Source organism: Streptomyces sp. NPDC050508, assembly GCF_040655155.1.
Classification (GTDB): domain Bacteria; phylum Actinomycetota; class Actinomycetes; order Streptomycetales; family Streptomycetaceae; genus Streptomyces.
In genome coordinates this window covers 225,387-247,249 of sequence record NZ_JBFAJJ010000010.1, presented here as the reverse complement: position 1 = coordinate 247,249, position 21,863 = coordinate 225,387, and the positions used below count along the sequence as shown (strand labels likewise).

Sequence of the window (21,863 nt, the reverse complement as noted above, 5' to 3'; positions counted from 1 at the left end):
GTCCGGGCGGCTCATGGACTCCTTTAGACATCTAGGAGGTGCCCATGGGGGATCGCAAGCAGGCTCGGGAGGCCCGGGATGACGGGTTCCAGAGCTTTGTCATCGGCCGCTGGCCGCGGTTGATGCGGACGGCATTTCTTCTTACGGGGGAGCAGCACGCCGCGGAGGACCTGGTCCAGTCGACGCTCGAACAGGTCTTCGTGGCCTGGCGCAAGGTCGGCTCGGCCGACGATCCGGAGGCGTACGTACGGCGCGTGATGATCAACGCGCACGCACGCAAGCACCGCAGAAGGCTCAAGGAGTTCCTGGCTCCCAAGGACGACTCGGGGCTGGTGCGCGAGGTCGCCGACACCGGTGACCGCATCGCCCAGGCCGAGGATCGCAACGCCCTGTTGAAGGCGCTGGCCCAACTGCCCCCGAGGCAGCGGGAGGCGGTGGTGCTGCGGTACTGGGAGGACCTGACCGAGGCACAGACGGCTCAGGCCATGGGCTGTTCGGTCGGCACGGTGAAGAGCAACGCGGCCAAGGGGATCGCGAAGCTCCGCGCCATACCAGGACTTGCCGAGATGGTGACGCAGGGAGGGCCGAAGTGATGAGCGCGGACCGGGAGAAGAACCACACCATGACGGACACAGACATCGCCCTCCTGCTGGCCGACGCCGCGGACGAGGTCGAGATCGGTATAGCCCCCTACCAGGCGGTGATCCGCGGTGGCCGCCGGCGCCGGGCCCGCCGCTGGGCGCTCGCCACGGCCGCGGCACTGGTGATCACGGGCGCGTCGGGCACGCTGGCGCTGGCCGGGTTGCGCGACGGGAAGGGGATCGAGGCGACACCGGCGGTGACCCAGACGGCGACGCAGCCGTCGACCCCGGAGGAGCGGCATGTGTACGTGCCGCAGGAAACCATGCTCGCGGCGGGCACCGAGAAGGGCGAGACCTGGTACATCTCGGTCGACGTGTGGGGCGCCCCCCTCACCAAGGCGGAGGCGGAGGCCCAGGTTCAGGCCATGGCCAACCGCCACGAGGACCCCTGGGACAAGGACAGCCCGTCCGCACTGGTCGGCAAGATCACGTACTTCGTGAAGCAGGCCTTCGGGAGCGGAGACCCGACTTTCCTGATGGGGGATTCGGCCTCCAAGGCGGACACCATGGCGGGCACGGACCTCAAGTCGGGCGCGACCTCCCTGGACCCGAAGAAGACCGACGGCCCCCAGCGTCTGGTGGTCGGCCAGGTCGCCAGGACCGCGAAGGCCGTCACCTGCACCTGGAAGGACGGTTCGTCCACCGTGGCCCGCAGGGTTGCCGCGGGGGCCGACGTGAACAGCGACGAGGCGGCGATCCGTCCGGCGGCCGGCTCTGCGGACAACTGGTTCGTGTGCGTGGCCCCGGCGGGGACGGCCTACCAGTCGGCGGAGGTGACCACCGACTAGCGGTGACGCGACCGGCGGCCCCGGAAAACGGTTCGACGGCTTTCCGGGGCCCCTGACACAGTGGCCCACCATGACGAACGTCGAGCTCGTGACCGCAGCGGACGTGCACCTCATGCAGGGTTTGGCGCAGCGCGTCACGGCCACCCGCCAGGACCTGGTGAACGCCGAAGCGACGTTCGGCGAACTGGCCTGGAACTGGGGCAGGGAGCAGGCCCGCGACGGGGCGAACCGGCCGCGTCGGCTGTGGTTCTCCGGCGGGGATCTGGTGGCGTGGGGCTGGGCCCGGCTTCCGCACCGGGTGCGGCGCGGCGACGGATCGGTGAAGGACGTCACCGACGCCTGTCTGACGTACCAGGTCCATCCCGACCACGCTGGGCTGGTCGACGAGGTGATCGACTGGTACGACGGTGTGGCGGCGGGCATCGAACGTACGGTGATGCCGAGCGCCGCCGATGAGTTCGCCCTCGGGCGATGGGCGGCACACGGCTACCGGACCGACCTGACCGCACTCGGCGACGACGGGTCCTGGACCCAGCTCAACGAGCGGGACCTGGTCGACGTGGAACAGCCGGTCCTGCCGGACGGGTTCCGGTTCCGCACCGCCGACGAGGCCGGGCCGAAGGCCGCGGTGCAGGCCCATCTGGACGCCTGGCCTTCCTCGCCATACACGATCGAGGCCTATCAGGGCGTCCGGCAGACGACGGCGTACCGCGGCGACCTGCACTTCCTGGTGGAGGCGCCGGACGGCACGATGGCATCCTCGGCGATCATGTGGTTCGACGAGGCGAACAGGACCGCCGAGTTCGAGCCGGTCGGGACGCATCCGCACTACCGGCGCCTGGGGCTGGCCAGGGCGATGCTGCTGCACGGGATGCACCGGGCGCGGACGGCCGGGGCCACACAGGCGACGGTCGCCTGCCTGGGCGCACCGGGGCATCCCCGGGCACGCGGGCTGTACTACGGCCTCGGGTTCCGGGAGCTCTCGCGGGACGCGCCGCTCATCAAGACCGCGGCGGCGGGCTGACGGAAGGTCACAGAGTCACCCCTGCTGTCACAGCCACCCCTGCTGTCGTGCCTCCCGCATCGCCTCCATGCGGTTGCGGGTGCCCGTCTTGCCGATCGCCGAGGAGAGGTAGTTGCGGACGGTGGACTCGGAGAGGTGCAGCTGGGTGGCGATGTCGGAGACCGTCGCGCCGTCCACCGAGGCCTTGAGGACATCGCATTCGCGGGCGGTCAGCGGGTTCGGGCCCGCGCTCAACGCGGCGGCGGCGAGCGCCGGGTCGATGACCGTCTCGCCGGTCAGGACGCGGCGGATCGCGGCGGCGAGGTCCTCCACGGGGCCGTCCTTCACCAGGAAGCCCGCCGCGCCCGCCTCCATCGCCCGGCGCAGATAGCCGGGGCGGCCGAAGGTCGTGAGGATCAACACCCGGCAGTCGGGGGCCTGTTCGCGGAGTTCGGCGGCGGCGTCCAGGCCGCTCATGCCCGGGAGTTCGATGTCGAGGAGGGCGACGTCGGGGCGGTGGGTCAGGGCGGCGTCCACGATCGTGTCACCCCTCCCGACCTGGGCGACGACCTCCAGGTCCGGCTCCATGCCGAGCAGCAGGGCGAGGGCGCCGCGCATCATGCCCTGGTCCTCGGCGAGCAGCACTCTGACGGACTTGGCGGGCCGGTGGTCCCGGGGCATCTCATCCACGGGGCAAGCGTAAGGCCCAGGGAGATCCGGGGCGGTTATCAAAAACTCTTCATTGTTCGCGTCCGCGAGTCTTGACGGTCTCCGGCTACGGGCAAACAATCGCCTCGGCATTCTGCAATCACCTTGGAATTTCCCGTACCGGGCCGATTCCGGAAACCTTTCGACAAATTTTCGGCAGTTCGACATTTCGATCGCGAATGGGTTCGGTATATCGATCGAACGGCGTCCGGTATTTCGACCAGGCGCCGGTGCTCCACCGTGTGCTCCACCCGCACTGCCCTACCAGAACGGAAGAGGTGCACCGTGTTCTTGAGTTTCCTCCGCACTCGGCCGCGCCGGCTGAGAAGTACGGCACTGGCCGCACTGTCCGCGCTCGTGACCGTCGTCGCGCTGGCCGTCGGCGTTCCGCAGGCGTCCGCCGCCACCTCGCTGCCGTGCGACATCTACGCCGCCGCCGGGACACCCTGCGTCGCCGCGCACAGTCTCGTCAGGGCGCTCTACTCGTCGTACAACGGCTCGCTGTACCAGGTGCAGCGCGCCTCCGACAGCGCCACCGCGAACATCGGCCTGCTGGCGGCCGGGGGGTATGCCAACGCGGCGGCCCAGGACTCGTTCTGTTCCGGTACGACGTGCATTATCACCAAGATCTACGACCAGTCGACGCGCCACAACGACCTCACGATCGAGGGCGCGGGCGGGGCCGGCGTCGCCGATGTCGGGGCGCCCGCGGACGCGCTGCCGGTGACCGTCGGCGGGCACCAGGTCTACGGGCTGGAGATCTCGGCCGGCATGGGCTACCGCGACAACTCCACCTCGGGCGTGGCCACGAACGGCGCCGCCGAGGGGATGTACATGGTGACCTCGGGCACCCACGTCAACGGCAGCTGCTGCTTCGACTACGGCAACGCGGAGACCAACAACCAGGACACCGGCAACGGTCACATGGACGCGATCAACTTCGGTACCGAGTGCTGGTTCTCGCCCTGCTACGGCGGGGGCCCCTGGGTGCAGGCCGACCTGGAGAACGGGCTGTTCCAGTCGGACTCCGGGTACAGCAAGAACACGGCGAACACCGGCACCGGCGCGATACCGTTCGTCACCGCTTTGCTGAAAAACAACGGTCAGGACCATTTCGCGCTGAAATACGGGAATGCGCAGTCGGGCAGTCTCACGACCAGCTATTCCGGGGGTGAACCCACCACGAGTGGTTACTCGCCCATGCACCAGGAGGGCGCGATCGTCCTGGGCACCGGCGGGGACAACAGCAACGGTTCCATCGGCTCGTTCTTCGAGGGCGTCATGACCGCCGGCATCCCCACGGACGCCGCCGACAACTCGGTACAGGCCAACATCGTGTCCGTCGGCTACGGCGGCTCGACCGGTACCACCGGCACGCTGGCGGCCGGTTCGGAGATCTCGCTGCGCGCGACGACCTCGTGCTGCACTGCCGACTACATCCGCCACCAGAACAACGCGGCGGTCCTCTCGGCCATCACGTCGAGCAGCGCGGCGCTCGACAAGGGCGACGCCACCTGGATCGTCCGCAGGGGACTGGCCGACAGCTCCTGCTATTCGTTCGAGTCACGGAACTACCCGGGCGACTTCCTGCGCCACTACAACTACCAGCTCTACCGCCAACCCATGGTCGGCACAACGCAGTTCAGACAGGACGCCACGTTCTGCGCCTCGACCGGCAAGAGCGGCACGGGCACGTCGTTCGCGTCGTACAACTACCCGACCAGATACCTCCGGCACTACAACTACAACGTCTACATAGCGAGCGACGGCGGCTCGAACGCCTTCGACAGCGCCACCTCGTGGACGGACGACGTGAGTTGGGTGGTCACGGCTCCCTGGGCGCCGTAACCACGAAAGAGGACGTCAACTCCACGGCCTCCACCGGGAGTTCGGCGGTGACCGTGAAGCCGCCGCGCGGCGACGGGCCGGCCCGCAGGGAGCCGCCCGCCGTCGCGAGGCGTTCGGTCAGGCCCTTCAGGCCGGTTCCGCCGATGCCGATGCCCTCGGCGGGACCGGTCGCCGCCGGTCCTCCGTCCCCGGGTCCGTCGTCCGCGACCGTCAGGCGGGCGCGGTCCAGGACGCCGTCGAGGGTGATCTCGCAGCGGGTCGCGCCGCTGTGCCGTACGACGTTCGTGACCGCCTCGCGGACCACCCAGCCCAGCAGGGCCTCGGTCTGCGGGGTCAGGGGCGGGCCCGACTGGCGGACCACCGGGTCGATGTCGGCCGCGGACAGGGCGGAGCGGGCGCGGTCCAGTTCGGTGGCGAGGCTGCCCTCGCGGTAGCCGGTGACCGCCTCGCGGATCTCGGTGAGCGCCTGCCGGCCGACCGATTCGATGTCGGTGATCTGGTCGAGCGCGGCGTCTATGTCGCGGGGTGCGAGGCGCCGGGCCGCCTCCGACTTCACGACGATCACCGAGAGGGTGTGCCCGAGCAGGTCGTGCAGATCGCGGGAGAAGCGCATCCGCTCCTTCTCGACCGCGCGGCGGGCCAACTCCTCGCGGGCTGCGCGCAGTTCGCGTACGGCCTCGGAGAGGGAGAGGATCGCGGCGGTCACCATCGTCGACAGGAACGTGCCGTACGCGATGTTGATGGCGTCCCAGCCCGACCGGTACACGGAGACCGCGGCGGCAAGTGCGGTCAACGCGAGGCCGACCTGGCCGAGACGCGGGCCCCGCACGACGGCACCCGTGGCGAGGCCGAGCAGCGGGAAGAAGTAGAGCCAGTTGCCGCCGTAGCCGAGGGCGAGGCCGCAGGTGATCAGGCCCATCAGGACCAGGGCCACCAGGGTCGAGACCGCCGTGCGCTTCTCCTTCACGAAGGAGCGGAACACGACGTAGATGTAGAGGGAGTTGAAGGCGAGCAGGCCCAGAGCGCCGATCCAGGGGTTGGGGGTCTTGCCCTGGAGGAGGTTGGAGAAGGAGCCCATTCCCATCAGCAGCCATGGCAGCAGCGAGAAGCCGGTCGGCGGCGGGCCGGGGTTCTCGGGAAACTCGCCCCTGCGGCGCGCCTCCTTCTGCGCGACCTTGAACTCGGCCATGTCGGCCTTCCACTGGGCCCGCGCGGCCCGCCATTGCTGCAGCTGGCAGGTGATCCCTCGCATCCAGGTCATCTCTCTCGCTCCCCCGGTCACACGGTCCGCCCGGTCCGGCGGTACGCCAGCACAGCGTACGAACCGAACGCGAGCAGCCAAGCCGTCAGCACCACGATCGCGCCGAGCGCCGGGGCGTGCCCGTCGGCGACGGAGGTGCCGAGTTCGGCGAAGCGATTGGTCGGGGTGTAGTGGGAGATGGCGCGCAGCCAGTCGGGAAACAGGCTGATCGGGAACCACAGGCCGCCGATCACCGCGAGCCCCAGGTTGCAGGCCATGTTGGCGACGCCGGTGGTCTGGGAGGTGAGCCCGTAGCCGTTGCCGAGACCGAGCAGGGTGAAGGGGATCGAGCCCAGCCACAGCAGCAGCGCGACCGCCGCCCACTGCCAGGCGTCCAGCCGTACGCCGTTCACCAGGCCGCCCGCCGCGAGCACGGCGACGATCGCGGGCAGCACGGTCACCGAACCGGTCAGCGCCCGGCCGAGCACGACCTGGCGCGGGGTCATCGGAGTCACCCGCAACTGCCGCAGCCAGCCGATCGCCCGGTCCTCGGCGACCCCGCCACCGGTGTTGAGCGCGGACCCGACCGCACCGTAGGCGGCCATGCCGACCATCGCCGTGGCCTTGTAGCCGCTGTCGTCGCCACCGAGGTTCGTGAACAGCAGGTACATCATCACCGGCATCGCGATCCCACCGATCACGAAGCCGACGTCGCGCAGGGTGCGGCGTACTTCGAGGCGCAGGTAGTCGAACATCACACCGTCTCCAACTCGTGTGCCGTCAGGGCGAGGAACGCGTCGTCGAGGGACGCCGGGGTGACCTCCAGGCCGCGGATCGCGTTCCGCGCGGCGAGGGCGATCACGGTCGCGTCCGAGTCGTCGGTGCGGAGCAGGGCGCGGTCGCCGCGTACTTCGACGGTCCGTACGCCGGGGAGCAGGGGCAGGTCCTCGGTGGAGCGGCCCGCCAGGTCGAAGGAGACGAGGCTGCCGCCGGCCGCCCGCTTGAGCTGCTCGCCGGTGCCGTCGGCGACGATCCGGCCGCGGTCGATGACGACGATGCGGTCGGCGTGCGCGTCCGCCTCCTCCAGGTAGTGCGTGGAGAACAGGACGGTGTGGCCGCGCCGCGCGTACGCCCGCATCGAGTGCCAGAACGCGTGCCGCGCCTCCACGTCCAGCGCCGCGGTCGGCTCGTCCAGGACGATCAGCGACGGGTTCCCGGCCAGCGCCACGGCGAACCGCACGCGCTGTGTCTGCCCGCCCGACAGCCGGTCCACCCGCCGCCCGGCCAGCTCGCCGATACCGGCCAGCTCCAGGGCCCGTGCGACGGGCATCGGCGCCGGATAGCGCCGGGCGACGAACGCGACCAGCTCGCCGACGGTGACTCGGGGCACCGCCCGCGACTCCTGCAACATGGCTCCGACCAGGCCGTTCCGTACGGCCAACTCCGGTGCCCCGCCGAACAGTTCGACCGTGCCGGCGTCGGGCGGGTTCAGCCCGAGCAGCAGCGAGATCGCCGTCGACTTGCCCGCGCCGTTGCGGCCGAGCAGCGCGACCGTCTCCCCGCACCCGATCTCCAGGTCCACCCCGTCCACGGCACGCACCGCGCCGAAGGTCTTGACCGCCCCCGCGAAGGACACCGCGCGTTCCGACCGACCCGCCGTCCCACCTGTCTGTGTCATGACTGCGACGCTACGGATCCGCACCCCTCGCCCGGCAGATGCGCATGTACGGACTCGGGCAGGACAAATGTCATTGCCCGGCAGAACTGACACAGCGTCAGGAGCCTTCACAACTGGGGGACGCTCGGCTATACAAGGGTCGCCGGACTGGAACGCGTTCTAGGTCGGCCCGTGACGACCTCGGTGCGGCCGACGGTGCGGACGGCCGCACCGAGGTCTTCGACCACCGGCGATCAGGAGCCCCATGCCCATCGACGCAGCCCTGGCCCTCGCGGCCGAACCCCGGACCGGCGAGATCTCCTGGACCACCAAGGATGTCCAGCTCTACCACCTCGGTCTCGGCGCGGGCACCCCGGCGGCCGACCCCGACGAGCTGCGCTACACCCTGGAGTCCCGGCTGCATGTCCTGCCGAGCTTCGCCACCGTCGCGGGCAACGGCTCGCCCGGTGTGATCAGCGGCCTGTCCATGCCCGGCATCGAGGTCGACCTCGCCCGCGTCCTGCACGGCGGCCAGTCCCTGCGCCTGCACCGCCCCATCCCGGCCCAGGGCGCCGCGACCACCACCAGCCACATCGCCGCCGTCTACGACAAGGGCAAGGCGGCCGTCCTCGTCATGCGCACCGAAGTCGCCGACGCCGAGGGCCCGTTGTGGACCAACGACGCGCAGATCTTCGTACGGGGAGAGGGCGGCTGGGGCGGCGACCGCGGCCCCTCCACTCGGCCGGAGGCCCCAACGGGCGATCCCGACAAGGTGGTTGAGCGTGCCGTCCGCGAGGACCAGGCCCTCCTCTACCGCCTCTCCGGCGACTGGAACCCGCTGCACGCCGACCCCGAGTTCGCCAAGCTCGCCGGCTTCGACCGGCCCATCCTGCACGGGCTGTGCACCTACGGCATGACGCTCAAGGCGGTCGTCGACACACTGCTCGGCGGCGATGTGACCCGGGTGCGCGCGTACGACACACGCTTCGCCGGAGTGGTGTTCCCCGGCGAGACGCTGCGCATCCGCATGTGGCGCCAGGGCGATGCCGGCCCAGGCACCGGCACCGTACGGGTCGCGGTGAGCGCCGTAGAACGGGACGACGCGCCCGTCCTCGCCGACACGATCGTCGAACACTCCTGAGACAGGCCCAGAGTTGAGGGGAGCCGCACCATGCTCGCAGCCGTACTGCACGAGATAGGCCAGGACAAACTGGAGGTCCTCGACGACGTCGAGGCGACGGGCTTCGGGCCCGGCCGGGTCAGGATCCGGGTGCGCGCCACGGGGCTGTGCCACTCGGACCTGTCCGCGATGGCCGGCGTCCTGCCGCAGCCCGCCCCCTTCGTACCCGGGCACGAGGGTGCGGGGGAGATCCTCGAAGTCGGCGAGGGCGTCAGCCACTTGAAGCCCGGTGACCGGGTCGTCGTCTGCTGGCTGCCGGCCTGCGGCGCGTGTCCCGCCTGCAAGCGCGGCCAGACCCAGCTGTGCCTGGCCGGGTTCATGAACGCGGGCACCCCCAACTTCAAGCGCCCCAGCGGGGACGTCTTCGGCTTCGCGGGCACCGGCACCTTCGCCGAGGAGGTCGTCGTCGACGCGGGCTGCGCCGTACCGATCCCCGACGACGTGCCCTTCGACATCGCCGCCCTCATCGGCTGCGGGGTCACCACCGGACTCGGCGCCGCCCTCAACACCGCGGACGTGGAAGCCGGTTCGTCGGTCGCCGTGATCGGCTGCGGCGGCGTCGGCATCTCCGCGATCCAGGGCGCCCGCCTCAAGGGCGCCGCCGAGATCGTCGCCGTCGACCCGGTCGCCTCACGCCGCGAGTCCGCGCTCAAGTTCGGTGCCACGAGGGCGATCTCACCGGACGAGCTGCCCACGGCGAAGCAGGAGGTCACCGGCGGCGAGGGCTTCGACTACGTCTTCGAGGTCGTCGGCCGCTCCGCCACCGCCCGCACCGCCTACGAGAACACCCGCCGCGGCGGCACCCTCGTCGTCGTCGGCGCGGGCGCCCTGGACGACTATCTCCAACTCAGCATGTTCGAGCTGTTCTTCGACGAGAAGCGCATCCTGCCCTCGATGTACGGCGGGGGAGACGTGCTGCGTTCCTACGAGCGCACGATCGCCCTGTGGCGGGCGGGCCGCGTCGACCTGGAGGGCCTGATCACCCACCGCGTGCCGCTGGCCGACATCAACGAGGCCCTGGACCAGATGCGCCAGGGGACGGCCCTGCGTACGTGCATCGAGATCTGAGGGCTGGGTATGTCGTTGCCACTTGAGGGACTTGCGGCGATTGTCACCGGCGCCGGACGCGGCCTCGGCCGGGCCGAGGCGCTGGAACTCGCCCGGCTCGGCGCGGCCGTCGTCGTCAACGACTACGGGCAGCCGGGCCGGGACGGCTCCGGCGAGGCCTCCGCGGGCCCAGCCGAACGGGTCGCCGCCGAGATCCGCGAGGCGGGCGGCCGGGCCGTCGCCCACACCGGGGACGTCGCCGACTCCCAACAGGCCAGTGAACTGGTCGAGTTGGCGATCGCCGAGTTCGGCAGGCTCGACATCCTCGTCAACAACGCGGGCATCCTGCGCGACCGCATGGTCTTCTCCATGACGGAGGGCGAGTGGGACTCGGTGATCCGGGTCCACCTCAAAGGCCACTTCAACACGACCCACTACGCGTCCGCGCACTGGCGCGAACGGTCCAAGGCGACCGGCGCACCGGTGTACGGGCGGATCGTGAACACCTCGTCCGAGGCGTTCCTCGCCGGTTCCGCCGGACAGCCCAACTACGCTGCGGCGAAAGGCGGAATCGTCGGCCTGACCACCTCCACGGCCCTCGCCCTCGCCAAGTACGGCGTGACGGCCAACGCCATCTGTCCACGCGCCCGCACCCGGATGACCGAGGACGTCTTCGCCGGCTTCCAGGAACCCGACGACGGCCTCGACCCCCTTGCCCCCGAGCATGTCGCCCCGCTCGTCGGCTACTTGGCCTCACCCGCCGCCGAACGCGTCAACGGACAGCTCCTCGTCGTCCACGGCGGCATGGTCGCGATCGTCGAACGCCCGCACGTCCAGGCCAAGTTCGACAGCAAGCAGGACACCTTCAGCTACGACGAGCTGGACGCCGTACTCACTCCGCACTACGCGCGGCGGCCGGACGGCGAGACGTTCGCGGCGGCCGAGGTGCTCGGGCTCAGGCGGGAGCCCGGCGCGGGGTAGGCAACGGAACGGCCCCGCCCGTCCGGAGACGAGCGGGGCCGTGCGGTACTGACTCAGGCAGTCGCGTACTCGGACTGCTCGGACGGCTTGCGGTGCCGGCCGTGGGCGGCCGAATCGCCGTCCTGGGCCGAAACCGGGCCCCGGTGCTTGCCGTGGCCGGAGGCCTCGTGTGTGTCGGCAGACATGGTCTGCGCGGTGTTCGTGTCGTTCATCGGAAACTTCACCCCGTAGCAACATGATCCTTCTTACAGCCCGGCGATCTTATCCAGCCGTTCCCGGGGTGAAGCGAGACGGCCTGCCGTCCGGAACGACTTCGTTACCGAGGCACACCAGTTCGTTACCCGACCGCCACCCGGCCTTTGAGTGGAGCCTCCCGCAAGGGCACCGGACGCGGTGCGACCGGCACCGGAGGATCCGGTTCCGACGACGGCGACGGCTCCGGCGCGGCCTCCCCAGGCGCGCCCACCGTCCCGTCCCGAACCGGATCCCCCGGGCGTGTTTCCCCCGTAGCCCCCGGGCTCCCCGCGTCCCCCGTTCCCCCCGCCCCCCTGGGCACCGCGAACCGTGCCACGCCGCACGGCACATCCCCTGTGGCATACGGCAGTTGCAGCACCCCATCCTCGGTCCACAGCCCGGAGCCCGCCAACCACCCCTCGGGCGCCGGGAGTTGGAGCAGTTGCCGCTCGGCCGGCCGCCACACAGCGAACCAGGTGCCGGCCGGCCCGTCGACGCGCAGCGCCACCCCGCAGTTCTCCGGCATCAGCACCTGCCCCGGCTGGATCGCGAACGGCGTCACCGTGCAGTCCGGCACCCGCAGGCACTCCGGGAACCGCACCGGCAGCGTGGAGCCGATCACCCCCCAGCCCAGCCGGTCCTCCCGCCCCGGCGACGGCGCGTCCGAGCGGATGAGGAGCAGCCCGCTGTCCGGGTCGGCCGCCAGCAGCCGGTCGTCGCTGTCCGCGGCGATCTGCAGCAGCGGCGACACCTCGCCGTCCCGTTCCAGATCCACCACGATCGCCTTGGTCCGCCCGCCGACCTCCCGGTCCAGGGCCAGCATCCGCCCGGCCCGGTCCAGCCAGACCCCGCCCGAACAGCGCCCGGGGACCATCGCGAGATGCTCCGGACCGAACGCCCCGCCCGCCACCAGCCACACGGCGGTGGACCGCCGGCCCACGGCGAGGGCGTACGCCTTCTCGCCGCCCGGCGCAGGCGGCAGCAGCCGCAGCCGGGTGTCCGGGTCCGGGCACTCGATCGCGCCGAGCAGCAGCTCACCGGTGCCCGGCCCGGTCGGGTACAGCAACGAGAAGGCGTGCCGCCCGTCGACCAGCCGCCGGATGAGCACCCGCCCGTCGCTCATCGGCTGCACTTCGCTGCCGGGCTCCTCGGGCTGGTTGCCGGGCAGCGGCACGGCGTACGGCTCGGGGCCGTCCAGCGTCCACCGCTCCGGGAACAGACAGTCGCCGGCCGGTGCGAGACGGGCGGCGTACGCCCCGTCCGCGGTGATCGCACACGCGGTGCCACCGTTGCGCGGGTCCCCGCACTCGTCCCCGTCCTCGTCCGCCGCCGTGGGCTCGATCGCACAGGCCGTCATGGTTCGGTCACCTCCGGCGACGAAACTAGTTTTCGCACGTACGGCCGTGGGACCGATGAGTGGCCGCTTCACCAATAAGGGTGGCCAAGTAACGATTCGCCTGAGGAAAACGGGGCGGGTGTGCTGAACGGGGCCGTAGGCCGTCATACGACAGCTTCAGCGGTTCAGCCCCTCAGCCCGGCCAGGTAGCCTTTCCCCGTGCCCCGTCAGTCCGTACCCCGCCTGTCCGAAGTCGTCGCCGCGCTGGAGAACCTGTGGCCCGCCGAGCGGGCCGAGTCATGGGACGCGGTCGGCACCGTCGTGGGCGACCCGGACCAGGACGTCACCCGTGTGCTGTTCGCCGTCGACCCGGTGCGGGAGATCGTCGACGAGGCCGTGAAGCTGGGCGCCGACCTGCTGGTCACCCACCACCCCCTCTACCTGCGCGGTACGACCACGGTCGCGGCCTCCACCTTCAAGGGCCGCGTGGTGCACACCCTGATCAAGCACGACATCGCGCTGCACGTCGCCCACACCAACGCCGACCGCGCCGACCCGGGAGTCTCCGACGCCCTCGCGGGCGCGCTCGACCTCAGGGTCGTAGGACCGCTCGTACCGGACCCGACCGATCCGGAGGGCCGCAGGGGCCTGGGCCGGATCTGCGAGCTGGACCACCCCCTGACGGTGCGCGACCTCGCGGCCCGAGCCGCCGAGCGCCTGCCCGCCACGGCGCAGGGCATCCGCGTCGCCGGCGACCCCGACGCCCTGGTCCACCGGGTCGCGGTCAGCGGCGGCTCCGGCGACAGCCTCTTCGACGACGTACGAGCGGCAGGCGTGGACGCCTTCCTGACCGCGGACCTCCGCCACCACCCCGTATCCGAGGCCCGCGCCCAGAACTCTCAGAACCCCCAAAACCCTCTCGCGCTGCTCGACGCGGCGCACTGGGCCACCGAGTGGCCCTGGTGCGAGCTGGCCGCCGCCCAGCTCGACGAGATCTCCGACCGCGAGGGATGGGACCTCAGGGTCCACGTCTCCAAGACGGTCACCGACCCCTGGACCGCCCACGCGGCGTCCGCCCACCCGTCGCCCACCACCGCCCTTCCAACGAGCGCTTCGCGCCCTCCTTCTTCTGACTCAATGGGAGCCCCCAACTGAACGCCGCGCCCGCCGACCAGATCCGACTTCTCGACGTCCAGGCCCTCGACGTACGCCTGTCGCAGCTCGCGCACAAGCGCAACTCCCTGCCCGAGCACGCCGAGATCGACTCGCTGACCAAGGACCTCACCCAGCTGCGCGACCTGCTCGTGGCCGTGCAGACCGAGGAGAGCGACTGCGCCCGTGAGCAGACCAAGGCCGAGCAGGACGTGGACCAGGTGCGCCAGCGCGCCACCCGCGACCAGCAGCGCCTCGACTCGGGTGCCGTCACGTCCCCCAAGGACCTGGAGAACCTCCAGCGCGAGATCGTCTCCCTCGCCAAGCGCCAGGGCGACCTGGAGGACATCGTCCTCGAAGTCATGGAGCGCCGTGAGTCCGCGCAGGAGCGCACCGCCGAACTGACCGAGCGGGTCGGTTCCGTGCAGGGCAAGATCGACGACGCGACCGCCCGCCGGGACGCCGCCTACGAGACCCTCGACGCCGACGAGGCCACGGCCGAGAAGGAGCGGGAGGTCGTCTCGGCCACCATCCCCGCGGACCTCCTCAAGCTCTACGACAAGCTCCGCCAGCAGCAGGGCGGCATCGGCGCGGCCAAGCTGTACCAGCGCACCTGCCAGGGCTGCCGCCAGGAGCTCGCCATCACCGACTTCAACGAGGTCCGCGCGGCGGCCCCCGACACGGTGGTCCGCTGCGAGAACTGTCGCCGCATCCTGGTGCGCACGTCCGAGTCCGGCCTGTAAGGAGCTTGTGCCGTGCGGGAGTTCATCGTCGAGGCGGACGGCGGTTCCCGGGGAAACCCGGGCCCCGCGGGCTACGGTTCCGTCGTCATCGACGCGACGACGGGGGAGACGTTGGCGGAGGCGGCCGAGTACATCGGCATCGCCACGAACAACGTCGCCGAGTACCGGGGCCTGTTGGCAGGCCTCCGCACGGCCCACGCCCTGGACCCGTCGGCCCACATCCACGTCCGCATGGACTCCAAGCTGGTCGTCGAGCAGATGTCGGGCCGCTGGAAGATCAAACACCCCGACATGAAGCCCTTGGCGGCAGAGGCGGGCGCGGTGTTTCCGCCCGAGCAGGTGACGTACGAGTGGATCCCCAGGGCCCAGAACAAACACGCGGACCGCTTGGCCAACGAGGCGATGGACGCGGGGAAGCGCGGCGAGCAGTGGTCGGCGGCGGATTCGACAGCGGAACTTCGCAGCACAGGCTCAGCTGAGGCTCTTCAGGGGCGCGAACGCGACCAGCTTTCCAGCGCAGGCTCAGGCGAGACACCTAAGGGGCGCGGGGAACTGCGCGACCAGCCCCCACCGGCCCGCACTGTGACGACTACCGATAAGTCCACCGCCGACACCCGCGCCGCGCGCAACGCAGCAACCCCCAGCCCAGGTTGGGCCCCCGCAGACATGGGCGCCCCCGCCACCTTCGTCCTCCTCCGCCACGGCGAAACGCCCCTCACCCCCCAAAAGCGTTTCTCAGGCAGCGGCGGCACCAACCCCTCCCTCTCACCCGTCGGCCAGGACCAAGCCACCCGAGCCGCAACCGCGTTGGCAACCCGCGGCACGATCCAGCACATCATCGCGTCCCCCCTCACCCGCACAAGGGAAACCGCCGCAGCCGTAGCGAACCGCCTCGGCCTGGACGTGACGATCGAAGACGGCCTGCGCGAAACGGACTTCGGCGCCTGGGAGGGCCTCACCTTCGGCGAGGTCCGCGAGCGTTACCCCGAAGACCTGACCACGTGGCTCGCCGACCCCACGGCCCAACCCACCGGCGGCGGCGAGAGTTTCACGGAGACGGCAACCCGTATCGCCGCCACCCGGGACAAGCTGATCGCGGCCTACGCGGGCCGCACCGTCCTCCTCGTCACCCACGTCACCCCGATCAAGACGTTCGTCCAACTCGCCCTGGGCGCCCCGCCGGAGTCCCTGTTCCGCATGGAACTGTCGGCGGCCTCCCTCTCGGCGGTGGCGTACTACACGGACGGCAACGCGAGCGTACGGCTGTTCAACGACACGTCCCACCTGCGCTGAGCGCCGCCGCTTCGCGGGCCAGCGCCTCGATCCGCCCCCAGTCGCGCGCGGCCACCGCATCCGCCGGGATCATCCAACTCCCGCCCACACAGCCGACGTTGGGCAACGCCAGGTATTCGGGCGCGGAGTTGATCCCTATCCCACCGGTAGGACAGAACCGCGCCTGCGGCAACGGCCCCGCCAGCGAGGCGAGATACGCCGTACCGCCCGCCGCCTGAGCCGGGAAGAACTTCATCTCCCGCACCCCGCGCTCCAGGAGCGCCACCACCTCCGACGTGGTCGACACCCCAGGCAGGAACGGCACTCCGGACCCCTGCATCGCCTCCAGCAGCAGATCCGTCCACCCGGGGCTGACGAGGAACCGCGCCCCCGCGGCCAGCGACTCCTTCACGTGCCCCGGAGTGAGCAGGGTCCCCGCCCCGACCACCGCCCCCGGCACCTCACGCGAGATCGCCCGCAGCGCGTCCAGCGCGGCCGGAGTCCGCAACGTCACCTCGATCGCCGGCAGCCCACCGGCGACCAGCGCCCGCGCGAGCGGTACGGCGTCGGCGGCGTCCTCGATGACGACGACGGGCAGAACGGGAGCGAGATCGAGCACGGGTGAGGAAGGCATGGCCTCATCCTGCCGAGGTGGTGCAGCATGCGCAAAGCTCATTGCGCATGCTGCAACGAGTGCTCGGAAACCCTCAGTGGATCTCGTCCACCAGCACATCCAGCGACCAGGCCCGCCCCGCCTGCGCGGGCGCCTCCGCCTCCACCTCGTACCCCAAGTCCCGCAACGCCTCCACCAGCTCACCCGGCGTCCCGGGCGCGCCCGGCGAGGCCAACAGGCTCCGCACGATCCGCCCCTTCGTCGCCTTGTTGAAGTGGCTGACGACCTTCCGGGTCGGCGCGTGCAGCACCCGTACGGTCGCCGTCCGCCCCGCGACCTCGCCCTTCGGCTTCCACGCCGCCGCGTACGCCGAGGACCGCAGGTCCAGCACCAGCCCGCTCCCCGCGACCTCGGGCAGCACAGCCGCCATCGGCGCCCGCCAGTGCGCGCCCAGCGCCCCGAGCCCGGGCAGTCGTACACCCATCGAGCAGCGGTAGGACGGAATCCGGTCCGTCACCCGCACCGCGCCCCACAACCCGGAGAACACGAGCAGCGAGCGCGCGGCCCGCTTCTTGGCGGCCGGTTCGAGGGAGGCCAGGTCGAGGGCGTCGTAGAGGACACCGGTGTAGATCTCCCCGGCGGGCCGCGCACCGGCGGTCCGCAGGTCGACGTTCTTCGCGATCTCGCCCCTGAGCCCCTCACTCAGGCCGAGCACCTCGCGTGCCTTGTCCTCGTCGGCGGCGCACAGGTCGACGAGTTCGTCGAGTACGGCCGCGCGGGCCTCGGTGAGTCCCGGCAGCGACAGCGACTCCGGCTTGAGCGGGGCACCGCGGCCGGAGGAGGCCTTGCCTTCGGAGGGCGGCAGCAGGACGAGCACGGTGGTTTTCTCCTTATGGTGGGTGCTGCGCCAGCGTAAAGGGTGCGGGCCTGCGGATTGTGCCTACGCTCGTGTCATGCCCAGCCGTCGCATCCGGGTGACCGGCACCCCCGAAGCCCCGCTCCGCGCCGCCCTCACCGCACTCCGCACCGAACTCGGCGTCCCCGAGACCTTCCCGCCGGAGGTGCTGGCGGAGGCGGAACGCGTCGCGAAGGCCCCGGCCCCGCCCGCCGAGGACGCGACCGACATCCCCTTCTTCACCATCGACCCGCCCACGTCCATGGACCTCGACCAGGCGATGCACCTGTCCCGCCGGGGTACCGGTTTCCGCGTCCGGTACGCCATCGCCGACGTCGCCGCTTTCGTCGCCCCCGGCGGCGCGCTGGACGCGGAGGCCCACCGCCGCGTGACCACCCTCTACTTCCCCGACGAGAAGACCCCGCTGCACCCGCCCCTGCTGAGCGAGGGCGCCGCGAGTCTGCTGCCGGACGTGACCCGGCCGGCGGTGCTGTGGACGATCGACCTGGACGCGGACGGCCGTACGGTCGCCGTGGACGTCCGCCGGGCCCTCGTCCGCAGCCGCGCCAAGCTCGACTACGCGACCGCGCAACAGCGGATCGACACGGGCACCGCCGAGGAGCCGCTCGCGCTGCTGAAGGACATCGGCGAGGCACGCGAACGCCTGGAGATCGAACGCGGCGGCATCTCCCTCAACGTGCCCGAGCAGGAGATCGTGCAACGTGACCACACCTACGAACTCGCCTACCGCGCCCCGCTCCCCGCCGACGGCTGGAACGCCCAGATCTCCCTCCTCACCGGCATGGCCGCGGCCGACCTGATGCTCGCGCACGGCACCGGCGTCCTGCGCACCCTGCCCGCCGCCCCGGACGGCGCCGTCGGCCGCCTCCACCGCACCGCGCACGCCCTGCACATCGACTGGCCGCACCACATGTCGTACGCCGCACTCATCCGCTCCCTCGACCCGCACCGCCCGCACCACGCGGCCTTCCTCCAGGAGTGCACGGCGCTGCTGCGCGGCGCGGGTTACACGGTCTTCCACGACGGCAACCTCCCCGCCATCACCACCCACGCGGCCGTCGCCGCCCCCTACACCCACTGCACGGCGCCCCTACGACGGCTGGTCGACCGGTACGCCTCCGAGCTCTGCCTCGCGGCCGGGTCCCCGCCCGCCTGGGTCCTGGCCGGGCTCGACGCCCTCCCCAAGCAGATGGCCGACGGCACCCGCCTCGCGGGCACCGTCGAGCGCGAGTGCGTCGACATCGTCGAGGCCGCCCTGCTGAAGGACCGCGTCGGCGACCTCTTCGACGGCTGTGTGGTGGACGTGGAGGAACGCCAACCCACCGTGGGGAAGGTGCAGTTGGACTCCCCGGCCGTGGTCGCCCGGCTGGAGGGCGGCACGACTCCGCTGCCCCTGGGGGAGCGGCTGCGGGTCCGCCTCACCCAGGCAGACCCGGGGACGGCGAAGGTACGGTTCGCTCCCGCGTGATCGCCTGACTGATCGCCTGACTGATCGCCTGCCTGATCGCCCGTACGAGACCGTCGGCGTCGTCGGCGTGGAAGCGGACGGTGTCGACGTCATGCCGGCGACCGAAGAACGTGAAGTGCGGTACGGGCTCGGTGAGTTGGAGTGTGACGGTGGTCTGCGAGCCGACAGGGAGGTTCAGTTCGCCGTCGGTCCGCTCGTGGGTCATGCGCAACTCCCGGCGTGCGGAGGCGACTTGCTCCAGCGGTATGCGCAGGTCGACGTGGGCGCCCCGGCGGATCCGTAGCGAGCCCGGCTCCAGGACGTGCGGGCGGACCACGGTCGCCGCGTGCAGGCCGACGAGGAACGCGACGGTGTAGACGTCCAGGGCGAGCACCACATGGTGCGTCCGCGGCCAGTTCCGCAGCAGCACGGACATGCAGAGCGACTCGATCACGCACACGAACACGAGCCCGGCCGTCATCGTCCCCTGCCCCCGCGCGTACCCGAACGCCCGCCCGCCGCCCGTGCCGTGGGTCCGCCGGGTCACCCACAGCCACAGGCTCACCAGCAGGCGCAGCTCGTGCCGGACGAGTACGGCCGCGGTTCTCATGCCTGCCCCCGGATGGCGATCCGCAGTGCCCGCCGGATCGCCTCCGCCTGCGCCGGCGGGAAGTCGGCGTAGAAGGCGCGCAGAAACCCGTTGTCGTCGTCGACCGGGTCCGCCGCGGGGAGCAGCCCGGCGGGGATGCAGGCGGCGAGGGCGCGGGCCGCCTCGTCGACGCGCGGGTCGGCGACGTCGACGGGGTGCCCGGTGTCGGCGAGGGCGTCGAGCAGCGCGTACGCCTCGTGGGCCCGGGCCGCCGCGTCCGGTGTCGCGAAGGCGCTGCCCACCACGTCGATCATCCGGGCCCGCTCCTCCGGAGCCGCCACGGTGTCGAACAGCGCGAGCATCTCGCGGTCCTTGGCGGCCATGGGGGAGTCCGGTGTATGGGTCGATGTGTGCGTCGAGATGTGTGTCGAGATGTGTGTCAACTCCGCGAAGACCGCGGTCAGTTCGGGGGACACGGGTCCCTCCGCGGGGAGTTCTCCCGCGTCCAGCAGGGCGCGCAGCCGGGCCCGGCGCTCCCGGATCGCGGACTCCTGCCGGGCCAGGTCCTCGTCGAGTTCGGTGAGCACCTCGACGAGGTCCCGTTCCGCGTCCTCCGCGAGCACGTCCCGTACCTCGGCCAGCCCCAGGCCCAGCTCGGTGAGCCGCCGGATGCGGGCGAGGGCGACGGCATGCCGCAGGCCGTAGTCGCGATAGCCGTTGGTGCGCCGCTCCGGCTCCGGGAGCAGGCCCAGGTGGTGGTAGTGCCGGACGGTCCGCGTGGTGACGCCGACGGCCGCGGCGAGTTCTCCGATCCGCATGGGACCAGTACAAACGCTGACGTTGCGGCAGGGTCAAGCACCGAGGGGCGCGCCGAACCACAGGCGCAGTGCGTCCGTCGGATCCTGCTCGGTGCCGTCCGTGTCCGCCGCCCATGCCGTGGTCCCGTCCGGACGCACCAACAGGGCGGCGAGGTCCGGCCGTTGGGGGCAGGTGGCGGTGAGGACGTCCACCAGGTCCTCGTAGCCGTCCGCGCGGGCCCGGAGTTTCGGGTCGTCGGCGAGGTCGAGGAGGAGGGCGCGGCCGGTGTGGAGGTGGTCGGCGAGACGCGTGCCGTCGGCGAGTGCGAGGTCGGGGGCGCTGCGGCCGGTGAGGGGGTGGTCGCCGGGCAGGTCGTAGTGCTGCCAGACGCCGGAGATCCGCCGGACGAAGTACGTCGCGCCGTCGGTCGTCCCCGCGAGGTCGGTGATCACCTCGCGCAGGGCACGGGCGTGCGACCCGGGGCGCATCGCCGCGATCTGGGCGCGCGTCCACTGGAGCACCCAGGCGCCGAGCGGATGCCGCTCCGCCGTGTACGAGTCGAGCAGTGTCTCCGCCGCCCGGCCGCGCACCACCAGGGCGAGCTTCCAGCCGAGGTTCATCGCGTCCCCGACACCGAGGTTCAGGCCCTGCCCGCCGAACGGCGAGTGCACATGCGCCGCGTCGCCCGCGAGCAGCACCCGGCCCGAGCGATAGGTCGCCGCCTGACGGCAGTTGTCGGTGAACCGGGTCGCCGAGTGCAGCTTGTGCACGGTGACGTCGACGCCGGTCACCCGACGCACACTGGCCTGCAACTCCTCGACGGTGACCGGGGATTGACGGTCGGCGGGCGGCCCGTCGAACTCGATGCTGACCATCCGTCCCGGCATCGGACCGTACGTGTACATCCCCATGTCGGTGGCGTGCCAGCCGCTGCGCAGCCCCTCGGTGCCGGTCATGTCGGCGATCGCCTGGTAGCCGGTGATCTCCGGTGCGGTGCCCGGGAACTCGATCCCGGCGAGTTTGCGCACGAGGCTGCGGCCCCCGTCGCAGCCCACCAGCCAGCGGGCGCGCACGGCCTGCGGCGCGGAGCCGTCCACGGGAGCGAGACGTACGGTCACCCCTTCCTCGTCGGCGTCGAAACCGGTCAACTCGACCTGCCTGCGCACCTCGACGCCGAGTTCCTCGGCGCGCCGGCCGAACAGCCGCTCCAGCGGGGCCTGCGGGACGAACCGTCCGACGTCACCGGCCGGACCGAGGTCCGCGAAGGCGGGGTCCGACCCGTCGACCAGGTCGGCGCGCAGTGTGATCCCGGCGAAGTGCCCGGCGGACTTCGGCGGCGGGGCGGCATCCTTGCCGTCCTTGGCGGCCCGCGCCCGCAGGAACTCCTTCATCCCGCTCATCGTCTCTTCCTGCACCTCGACCAGCGCGGGCAGCAGCCCCCGCCGGTAAAGGGCCACGGCGGTAAGGGTGTTGATGCCGCCCGCCTTGATCGTCTCGTCCACCTCGGCCAGCCGCTCCGCGACCAGCACCCGCGCTCCGCCGAGCCGCAGCTCGCAGGCGAGCAACAGCCCGATGGGACCGGCTCCGGCGATCACGACGTCATAGTCCGTATCGGTGTCCGTATCGGTGTCCGTGTCAGCGTTCGTGTCAGCGTTCATGGGTAGATTGTA

Annotated in this window: 22 protein-coding genes; 11 read left to right on the top strand and 11 right to left on the bottom strand. The window is 71.3% G+C overall.

Annotation, left to right across the window (positions count from 1 at the left end; genetic code table 11):
* Positions 1 to 44: 44 nt before the first annotated feature.
* From AB0I69_RS28275 to AB0I69_RS28265, 3 genes are all read left to right on the top strand, one after another.
* Positions 45 to 593: a SigE family RNA polymerase sigma factor gene (locus AB0I69_RS28275; protein WP_363098514.1), complete on the top strand. Its 549-nt coding sequence runs from the start codon at positions 45 to 47 to the stop codon at positions 591 to 593.
* Positions 593 to 1,429 (top strand): hypothetical protein, encoded by an 837-nt coding sequence (locus tag AB0I69_RS28270; protein ID WP_363098513.1) that lies wholly within the window; start codon positions 593 to 595, stop codon positions 1,427 to 1,429. The genes AB0I69_RS28275 and AB0I69_RS28270 overlap by 1 nt, the downstream gene beginning before the upstream one ends.
* A gap of 70 nt (positions 1,430 to 1,499) precedes the next feature.
* Positions 1,500 to 2,453, top strand: coding sequence for a GNAT family N-acetyltransferase (locus tag AB0I69_RS28265; protein ID WP_363098512.1), 954 nt, complete (start codon positions 1,500 to 1,502; stop codon positions 2,451 to 2,453).
* Between the two features lie 27 nt (positions 2,454 to 2,480).
* Here AB0I69_RS28265 and AB0I69_RS28260 read toward each other — a convergent pair whose 3' ends face one another.
* The gene (locus tag AB0I69_RS28260) at positions 2,481 to 3,113 is read right to left on the bottom strand and encodes a response regulator transcription factor (RefSeq protein ID WP_363098629.1); all 633 of its coding nucleotides are present in this window, start codon (positions 3,111 to 3,113) and stop codon (positions 2,481 to 2,483) included.
* A gap of 312 nt (positions 3,114 to 3,425) precedes the next feature.
* On the opposite strand from AB0I69_RS28260, the gene AB0I69_RS28255 reads away from it, so the two are divergent.
* On the top strand, positions 3,426 to 4,988 hold the full coding sequence (locus tag AB0I69_RS28255; protein WP_363098511.1) for an alpha-L-arabinofuranosidase B: 1,563 nt from the start codon (positions 3,426 to 3,428) through the stop codon (positions 4,986 to 4,988).
* Here the strand turns inward: AB0I69_RS28255 and AB0I69_RS28250 are convergent.
* The 3 genes from AB0I69_RS28250 to AB0I69_RS28240 are packed head-to-tail and all read right to left on the bottom strand — an operon-like array spanning position 4,966 to position 7,906.
* Complete coding sequence (locus AB0I69_RS28250; protein ID WP_363098510.1) at positions 4,966 to 6,249, bottom strand: sensor histidine kinase; 1,284 nt, start codon at positions 6,247 to 6,249, stop codon at positions 4,966 to 4,968. The two genes, AB0I69_RS28255 and AB0I69_RS28250, sit on opposite strands and share 23 nt — an antisense overlap.
* A 17-nt stretch (positions 6,250 to 6,266) precedes the next feature.
* Positions 6,267 to 6,983, bottom strand: a complete 717-nt coding sequence (locus AB0I69_RS28245; RefSeq protein WP_363098509.1) for an ABC transporter permease — start codon at positions 6,981 to 6,983, stop codon at positions 6,267 to 6,269.
* The gene (locus AB0I69_RS28240) at positions 6,983 to 7,906 is read right to left on the bottom strand and encodes an ABC transporter ATP-binding protein (RefSeq protein WP_363098508.1); all 924 of its coding nucleotides are present in this window, start codon (positions 7,904 to 7,906) and stop codon (positions 6,983 to 6,985) included. Before AB0I69_RS28240 ends, AB0I69_RS28245 begins: the two co-directional genes overlap by 1 nt.
* 244 nt (positions 7,907 to 8,150) lie before the next feature.
* Between AB0I69_RS28240 and AB0I69_RS28235 the strand changes: the two genes are divergently transcribed.
* The 3 genes from AB0I69_RS28235 to AB0I69_RS28225 are packed head-to-tail and all read left to right on the top strand — an operon-like array spanning position 8,151 to position 11,093.
* Positions 8,151 to 9,026 (top strand): MaoC/PaaZ C-terminal domain-containing protein, encoded by an 876-nt coding sequence (locus AB0I69_RS28235; protein ID WP_363098507.1) that lies wholly within the window; start codon positions 8,151 to 8,153, stop codon positions 9,024 to 9,026.
* A gap of 30 nt (positions 9,027 to 9,056) precedes the next feature.
* Positions 9,057 to 10,133: a Zn-dependent alcohol dehydrogenase gene (locus tag AB0I69_RS28230; RefSeq protein WP_363098506.1), complete on the top strand. Its 1,077-nt coding sequence runs from the start codon at positions 9,057 to 9,059 to the stop codon at positions 10,131 to 10,133.
* Positions 10,134 to 10,142: 9 nt separating this feature from the next.
* Complete coding sequence (locus tag AB0I69_RS28225; protein WP_363098505.1) at positions 10,143 to 11,093, top strand: 3-oxoacyl-ACP reductase; 951 nt, start codon at positions 10,143 to 10,145, stop codon at positions 11,091 to 11,093.
* Positions 11,094 to 11,146: 53 nt separating this feature from the next.
* Here AB0I69_RS28225 and AB0I69_RS28220 read toward each other — a convergent pair whose 3' ends face one another.
* Together AB0I69_RS28220 and AB0I69_RS28215 are read right to left on the bottom strand one after the other, a co-directional pair.
* Positions 11,147 to 11,305 (bottom strand): hypothetical protein, encoded by a 159-nt coding sequence (locus AB0I69_RS28220; protein WP_363098504.1) that lies wholly within the window; start codon positions 11,303 to 11,305, stop codon positions 11,147 to 11,149.
* A gap of 125 nt (positions 11,306 to 11,430) precedes the next feature.
* The gene (locus AB0I69_RS28215) at positions 11,431 to 12,684 is read right to left on the bottom strand and encodes a hypothetical protein (RefSeq protein ID WP_363098503.1); all 1,254 of its coding nucleotides are present in this window, start codon (positions 12,682 to 12,684) and stop codon (positions 11,431 to 11,433) included.
* Between the two features lie 198 nt (positions 12,685 to 12,882).
* On the opposite strand from AB0I69_RS28215, the gene AB0I69_RS28210 reads away from it, so the two are divergent.
* Genes AB0I69_RS28210 through AB0I69_RS28200 form a run of 3 tightly spaced genes read left to right on the top strand, consistent with a single transcriptional unit; the run spans position 12,883 to position 15,851 of the window.
* On the top strand, positions 12,883 to 13,818 hold the full coding sequence (locus tag AB0I69_RS28210) for a Nif3-like dinuclear metal center hexameric protein (protein WP_363098502.1): 936 nt from the start codon (positions 12,883 to 12,885) through the stop codon (positions 13,816 to 13,818).
* Complete coding sequence (locus AB0I69_RS28205) at positions 13,815 to 14,558, top strand: C4-type zinc ribbon domain-containing protein (RefSeq protein ID WP_363098628.1); 744 nt, start codon at positions 13,815 to 13,817, stop codon at positions 14,556 to 14,558. Before AB0I69_RS28210 ends, AB0I69_RS28205 begins: the two co-directional genes overlap by 4 nt.
* A gap of 12 nt (positions 14,559 to 14,570) precedes the next feature.
* Positions 14,571 to 15,851 (top strand): bifunctional RNase H/acid phosphatase, encoded by a 1,281-nt coding sequence (locus tag AB0I69_RS28200; RefSeq protein ID WP_363098501.1) that lies wholly within the window; start codon positions 14,571 to 14,573, stop codon positions 15,849 to 15,851.
* Here AB0I69_RS28200 and eda read toward each other — a convergent pair.
* The gene (gene eda / locus AB0I69_RS28195) at positions 15,826 to 16,464 is read right to left on the bottom strand and encodes a bifunctional 4-hydroxy-2-oxoglutarate aldolase/2-dehydro-3-deoxy-phosphogluconate aldolase (RefSeq protein ID WP_363098500.1); all 639 of its coding nucleotides are present in this window, start codon (positions 16,462 to 16,464) and stop codon (positions 15,826 to 15,828) included. The two genes, AB0I69_RS28200 and eda, sit on opposite strands and share 26 nt — an antisense overlap.
* 73 nt (positions 16,465 to 16,537) lie before the next feature.
* The gene (yaaA, locus tag AB0I69_RS28190; protein ID WP_363098499.1) at positions 16,538 to 17,320 is read right to left on the bottom strand and encodes a peroxide stress protein YaaA; all 783 of its coding nucleotides are present in this window, start codon (positions 17,318 to 17,320) and stop codon (positions 16,538 to 16,540) included.
* A 76-nt stretch (positions 17,321 to 17,396) separates the two neighbouring features.
* On the opposite strand from yaaA, the gene AB0I69_RS28185 reads away from it, so the two are divergent.
* Positions 17,397 to 18,827 carry an RNB domain-containing ribonuclease gene (locus AB0I69_RS28185; RefSeq protein WP_363098498.1) on the top strand — a complete coding sequence of 477 codons (1,431 nt, stop codon included), beginning with the start codon at positions 17,397 to 17,399 and terminating at the stop codon, positions 18,825 to 18,827.
* Here AB0I69_RS28185 and AB0I69_RS28180 read toward each other — a convergent pair.
* Genes AB0I69_RS28180 through AB0I69_RS28170 form a run of 3 tightly spaced genes read right to left on the bottom strand, consistent with a single transcriptional unit; the run spans position 18,778 to position 21,851 of the window.
* Positions 18,778 to 19,416, bottom strand: a complete 639-nt coding sequence (locus AB0I69_RS28180; RefSeq protein ID WP_363098497.1) for a hypothetical protein — start codon at positions 19,414 to 19,416, stop codon at positions 18,778 to 18,780. The genes AB0I69_RS28185 and AB0I69_RS28180 overlap by 50 nt on opposite strands.
* Positions 19,413 to 20,213: a MerR family transcriptional regulator gene (locus AB0I69_RS28175; RefSeq protein ID WP_363098496.1), complete on the bottom strand. Its 801-nt coding sequence runs from the start codon at positions 20,211 to 20,213 to the stop codon at positions 19,413 to 19,415. The genes AB0I69_RS28180 and AB0I69_RS28175 overlap by 4 nt, the downstream gene beginning before the upstream one ends.
* Before the next feature lie 33 nt (positions 20,214 to 20,246).
* On the bottom strand, positions 20,247 to 21,851 hold the full coding sequence (locus tag AB0I69_RS28170; protein WP_363098495.1) for an FAD-dependent monooxygenase: 1,605 nt from the start codon (positions 21,849 to 21,851) through the stop codon (positions 20,247 to 20,249).
* Positions 21,852 to 21,863: the final 12 nt, after the last annotated feature.

Coding starts and splice junctions, on each gene's coding strand:
- AB0I69_RS28275 (WP_363098514.1), top strand. CDS start 45: ATGGGGGATCGCAAGCAGGCTCGGGAGGCCCGGGATGACGGGTTCCAG.
- AB0I69_RS28270 (WP_363098513.1), top strand. CDS start 593: ATGAGCGCGGACCGGGAGAAGAACCACACCATGACGGACACAGACATC.
- AB0I69_RS28265 (WP_363098512.1), top strand. CDS start 1,500: ATGACGAACGTCGAGCTCGTGACCGCAGCGGACGTGCACCTCATGCAG.
- AB0I69_RS28260 (WP_363098629.1), bottom strand. CDS start 3,113: ATGCCCCGGGACCACCGGCCCGCCAAGTCCGTCAGAGTGCTGCTCGCC.
- AB0I69_RS28250 (WP_363098510.1), bottom strand. CDS start 6,249: ATGACCTGGATGCGAGGGATCACCTGCCAGCTGCAGCAATGGCGGGCC.
- AB0I69_RS28245 (WP_363098509.1), bottom strand. CDS start 6,983: ATGTTCGACTACCTGCGCCTCGAAGTACGCCGCACCCTGCGCGACGTC.
- AB0I69_RS28240 (WP_363098508.1), bottom strand. CDS start 7,906: ATGACACAGACAGGTGGGACGGCGGGTCGGTCGGAACGCGCGGTGTCC.
- AB0I69_RS28235 (WP_363098507.1), top strand. CDS start 8,151: ATGCCCATCGACGCAGCCCTGGCCCTCGCGGCCGAACCCCGGACCGGC.
- AB0I69_RS28230 (WP_363098506.1), top strand. CDS start 9,057: ATGCTCGCAGCCGTACTGCACGAGATAGGCCAGGACAAACTGGAGGTC.
- AB0I69_RS28225 (WP_363098505.1), top strand. CDS start 10,143: ATGTCGTTGCCACTTGAGGGACTTGCGGCGATTGTCACCGGCGCCGGA.
- AB0I69_RS28220 (WP_363098504.1), bottom strand. CDS start 11,305: ATGAACGACACGAACACCGCGCAGACCATGTCTGCCGACACACACGAG.
- AB0I69_RS28215 (WP_363098503.1), bottom strand. CDS start 12,684: ATGACGGCCTGTGCGATCGAGCCCACGGCGGCGGACGAGGACGGGGAC.
- eda (WP_363098500.1), bottom strand. CDS start 16,464: ATGCCTTCCTCACCCGTGCTCGATCTCGCTCCCGTTCTGCCCGTCGTC.
- AB0I69_RS28185 (WP_363098498.1), top strand. CDS start 17,397: ATGCCCAGCCGTCGCATCCGGGTGACCGGCACCCCCGAAGCCCCGCTC.
- AB0I69_RS28180 (WP_363098497.1), bottom strand. CDS start 19,416: ATGAGAACCGCGGCCGTACTCGTCCGGCACGAGCTGCGCCTGCTGGTG.
- AB0I69_RS28175 (WP_363098496.1), bottom strand. CDS start 20,213: ATGCGGATCGGAGAACTCGCCGCGGCCGTCGGCGTCACCACGCGGACC.
- AB0I69_RS28170 (WP_363098495.1), bottom strand. CDS start 21,851: ATGAACGCTGACACGAACGCTGACACGGACACCGATACGGACACCGAT.